Origin of the sequence: Vulcanococcus sp. DEBay_Sum29NL08_54 (genome assembly GCF_017859255.1) — a bacterium.
Taxonomy (GTDB): domain Bacteria; phylum Cyanobacteriota; class Cyanobacteriia; order PCC-6307; family Cyanobiaceae; genus Vulcanococcus.
Window position 1 is genome coordinate 1 of sequence record NZ_JAFMNJ010000066.1, and the last position, 4,124, is coordinate 4,124.

The window sequence follows — 4,124 nt, forward strand, 5'->3', positions numbered from 1 at the left end:
GACATCAAGATCGCCGCTGCAATGGTTGGCAGCACTTGTCCGCTGATGCCGCTGTGCTGCAGCTCAAGGCCACCTTTAAAGCCAATCGCCAGTAAGAGATACAGCGAAAAGAGCTTGGGTAGGGGTGCCGGGATCTCCAGGTCCGAGCCCAGCAGCACGGCAAAGACACCCAGGAAAAAGAACAGAACCGGTGGTGTTAACAGGTTCTGCAGGACCAGGCTGGTGTCCATGGACGAACCTGCAGAAAGGGGCTGCGGTTTGACGCTAGATGGCTTCTTTCGAACTGTTCCGTGCTGCACACATCCGGCAATAGCGCCATTGCACGAGCTGGATGGGCTCCCTACGGTTTGAGGGAGGCAGGTGCCCCTGGATTTCTCTGGGGTGGAATGTTCAACCCAACCTGCCTCACCCCCTTAGGCGGCACAATGGCGTCCCCTGGTGTCATTGGATGCGATCTGGCACGCCCCAGCCGATCTTGGTGATCGCCAGTGGCAACCCTTACAAGGTGGCCGAGATCCAAGCGATGCTCGATGCCGTTGCGCTCGAGGTGCGCCAGCAGCCCGATGGACTCGAGATCGAAGAAACCGGCACCACCTATCTCGAGAACGCTCGGCTGAAGGCCTGCAGCGTGGCCCGGCTCACGGGCCAGTGGGCCCTGGCTGATGACTCTGGTTTGGAGGTCGATGCCCTGGGTGGTGAGCCTGGGCTGTATTCCGCCCGCTATGCCGCCACCGATCCCGAGCGCATTCAACGCTTGCTGGACGAACTCGGATCGACCCCCTACCGCAGCGGCAGCTTTAACAGCGCCATGGTGCTCTCCGATCCCGAGGGCAATCCTGTGCTCGAGTCCCAGGGGATCTGCCGCGGTGAGATTCTCAGTAGCCCGCAGGGGCAAGGGGGCGGCTATGACCCGATCTTCTGGGTGCGGGAAGCAGGACTGACCTATGCCCAGATGGGGCAACACCTCAAGGACAAACTGGGCTCCCGGGGTAAAGCGGCCCGTGCTTTGGCCCCGGGGTTGAAGCAGATCTTCGGTCTGCGCTGACTCAGCGGGCAGAGCGCCGGTTGATTTGCTCGACGGCCCGCATCGCAGCAGCAGCGGCTTCGTTGACGTCCCCTTCCCAGCCGGCCAGGGTCAGTCGGCCGAAGGCGCCGACGGCCTTGACGTCGACCACGGTGATGTTGCTGGACTTCTCCGCTTCGTTGGCGGCCAGGAGCACATAACCGGCTGGCTCGGTCTCCAGGATGAACATGCTCATCCCGGCCTGAATCATCGAGCCGCGCCGGTTCTGACGGTTGATCAGCACGGCGTGGTCGGGGGTGATCGCCCGGATGACCTCGGTCCAGGTCACGCTGCAGCGGGTGCGCTGCTCGACGCTGCTGCCGATGGCTTCAAGGACGACATCGCCGGAGTGGAGGACATTGCTCTGGTCGCGGTGATACAGCGCGAGGGAGCCAAAGGCCCGCTCCACGATCATCTGGCCCAGACGCACCGTGCTGGCTTTGAGGGCGATGTCCGTCACCCGGTGAACGGCCATGCCAGGGGAGACCTCAAGCCAGAGGCAGGCATCGCCTGGGATGGGCAGGAAGCCCTGGCTCACCGTCCCCATGTAGGTGGCGAGTTGGGGCTGCAGTGAATCGAGAAAGACGTAGGTCCGCAGCTCGATGGATTCGACTGCGCTGGCCTGGCTGACCAGCCGCGCTTCGCTATCGGTCGTGATGACACAGCTGGCGGCCGATGGGTGCAGCTCATCCAAAGAGGTGCCGCTGCCGCTGAATCCCAGGTCGGTGCCAGTGATCTGCACCGATGCCGTTCGTCGCCTGGGATTGCGTTCAATCAAGGGGTCGGGCTGCTCCCTACAGACGTTGAGGTCCTCTGCTGATCAGCGGGAGGAGCGCGGCGATCTTACCGCCCCATCCAGGATTCACTCCATGGTTTTGGCTTGGCGGGGCTGGATTGCTGCGGCCAGCCTTCATCGATCTTGGTCGGTGGTTTGGGCAGGCCCCGGATTGGTTGCGCCGCAGTTGATGTCCGCCGGTCTCTGGGGTCTTGCGCCCCGGGCGAGAGCCGGTACCGTCCGGCCATCCCTGCAGGACTGCCCGTGGCTGCTAAGCGCTCTGCCCCTTCTGCCTCCGCGAAGGGCGCTGCTCCCGTTCAAGACGGCGGCGATCTCAATGCTGACCAGGCTTTGGCTCTGGTCAGCATGAGCCTGATGCAGAAGCTTGCGGCCCAAGGGCAGCTCCCCTGGGTCTGGAACGAGTCCGAGGACGGTGGCGCCTGTGATGTCGCCTCCCTGCGCCAGCGCCTGGAGCTCACCCAGTTGGCTCTGCAAACGGGTGCTCCCCTGTCGACGGCAGAGGTGACCTACTTAATGGGCGCCCGTCCCGGCAGCGCCGAGGTGGAGCGTGGGGGCCTGCGGGCCAGGCGCATCAGCCGCAATGTCTGGAAACTGGGCCAAACCGCTGGTGGCGAGGAGCGCCGGGGTGAGGTCACCAGCTTCGCCAGCTTCAATGACGGCCGCCGCCGCTTCGGTTGATCAGGGCAACTCGCCGCCTGCGCTGATCTCTTGATCCCAGGCGGCGATCAGCTGGTTTTTCAGCGCTTCGCTCTGTTCTAGGGCGATCTCCAGTCCCCCCCACCAGTTGATCAAGGCCACGGGGACGGGCATGGCATTGCACTCCAGTTCATAGGACTGGATTTGCTCTTCAGCATCGATCAGGACGCAGATGCTGAACTCCAAGAGCCCGTTGGACCACGGGTGGAGTGAAACGGTCGTCACTGGGCCCAGGTCGATGCTCCACCAGGGGCAATCGGGCGTGACTTTCGGAACCCCGGCGGGAAGGTCAAGCTTGGCCCACCCCCGCAGCACCAGTTGTTCCAGTAGGTCGTTGAGGCTCGAGAGCATGGACTCCCCGGGATGGGGTGTCTTTGTCATGGCACGGCCCATGGGCTGCCAGCAAGGGCAGATCGGGGCATGGTGAGGCCAGCCGCGCGCCACAGGGGTGCTTTCGTTTGCCCGTCGTCTTTTGGGGCGTCCTCTGCCGCGCAGGGAATCGGATTCGCAGCGCCTGCCGAGCCTGATTGCGCTGCCGATCCTCTCCTCGGATGCCCTCTCCTCGGTGGCCTATGCGACGGAGGCCGCCCTGGGGGTGTTGCTTCTGGCCGGCAGCGGTGCCCTTGGTCTGTCCCTGCCGATCACGGCCTGCATCGTCGGCCTGATCGCGATTGTGGTGCTCTCCTATCGCCAGGCGATTGAGGCCTACCCCGAGGGGGGAGGCTCCTATGTGGTCGCCCGGGAGAACCTCGGCGCCTGGGCGGGGTTGGTGGCGGCGGCGGCATTGCTGGTGGATTACACCCTGACCGCCGCGGTGAGTCTGATGGCGGCGGCCCAGGCCCTGAGCTCCCTGCTTCCAGGGCTGCTGGCCCATGAGACCAGCCTCTCTCTGCTGCTGTTGGCGCTCGTGGGTTGGGCCAATTTGCGGGGTCTGAAGGAGGCCGGTCGCCTGTTTGTTGTGCCGACCTACGCCTTTGTGGTGATGGTGGCGCTGCTGGCCCTGTTTGGTCTGCAGAACATCGTGTTTGCCCATGGCTTTCGCCCGGACGCACCGCCGGCGATCGCAGCCCTGGAGCCCTTGGGTCTGTTCTTGATTCTTCGGGCCTTCAGCGCCGGTTGCTCGGCGATGACCGGCATTGAAGCGATTGCCAACGGGGTGAAGGTGTTCCGTGAGCCCTCGGCCCGCCGGGCCCAGGCCACGCTGCTGGTGATGGGGGTGTTGCTGGCGCTGCTGTTCCTGGCCGTCAGCGGTTTGGCCTATCTCTACGGGATTGCCCCCAATCCCGATCGCACCGTTCTGGCCCAGATCGGTCTGCGGGTGTTCGGTCCCGGCAATCCTCTCTATTGGTTCCTGCAGATCAGCACGTTGTTGATCTTGGGCTTGGCGGCAAACACCGCCTTCGCTGGATTCCCCCGGCTGGCGGCACTGCTGGCCAAGGACCGCTACCTGCCTCGCCAGATGGCTTGGTTGGGGGATCGTCTGGTGTTCCAGAACGGCATCGGCCTCTTGCTGTTGGTCTCAGCCCTGGTGATCGTGGTCTGCCGCGGCAACACCAATGTCGCGATCAA

General features: G+C 64.1%; 6 protein-coding genes. 3 read left to right on the forward strand and 3 right to left on the reverse strand.

Annotation, left to right across the window (positions count from 1 at the left end; genetic code table 11):
* Positions 1 to 230, reverse strand: a 230-nt coding sequence (locus QZ186_RS11330; protein WP_296416916.1) for a sodium-dependent bicarbonate transport family permease, incomplete at its 3' end; no start/stop codon positions are given.
* A 218-nt stretch (positions 231 to 448) separates the two neighbouring features.
* On the opposite strand from QZ186_RS11330, the gene rdgB reads away from it, so the two are divergent.
* Positions 449 to 1,045, forward strand: a complete 597-nt coding sequence (gene rdgB, locus QZ186_RS11335; RefSeq protein WP_296416919.1) for an RdgB/HAM1 family non-canonical purine NTP pyrophosphatase — start codon at positions 449 to 451, stop codon at positions 1,043 to 1,045.
* Between the two features lies 1 nt (position 1,046).
* Here the strand turns inward: rdgB and QZ186_RS11340 are convergent, their stop codons facing one another.
* Positions 1,047 to 1,784, reverse strand: a complete 738-nt coding sequence (locus QZ186_RS11340) for a BMC domain-containing protein (RefSeq protein WP_232197282.1) — start codon at positions 1,782 to 1,784, stop codon at positions 1,047 to 1,049.
* Between the two features lie 318 nt (positions 1,785 to 2,102).
* Here QZ186_RS11340 and QZ186_RS11345 point away from each other — a divergent pair, with 318 nt between their 5' ends.
* Positions 2,103 to 2,537, forward strand: coding sequence for a hypothetical protein (locus QZ186_RS11345; RefSeq protein WP_296416922.1), 435 nt, complete (start codon positions 2,103 to 2,105; stop codon positions 2,535 to 2,537).
* On the opposite strand, the gene QZ186_RS11350 is transcribed toward QZ186_RS11345, so the two are convergent.
* Entirely contained in the window at positions 2,538 to 2,936 is a 399-nt protein-coding gene (locus QZ186_RS11350; RefSeq protein ID WP_296416924.1) for a hypothetical protein, read from the reverse strand.
* A gap of 67 nt (positions 2,937 to 3,003) precedes the next feature.
* Here QZ186_RS11350 and QZ186_RS11355 point away from each other — a divergent pair.
* A partial coding sequence (locus QZ186_RS11355; protein ID WP_296416927.1) for an APC family permease occupies positions 3,004 to 4,124 on the forward strand: 1,121 nt, incomplete at its 3' end.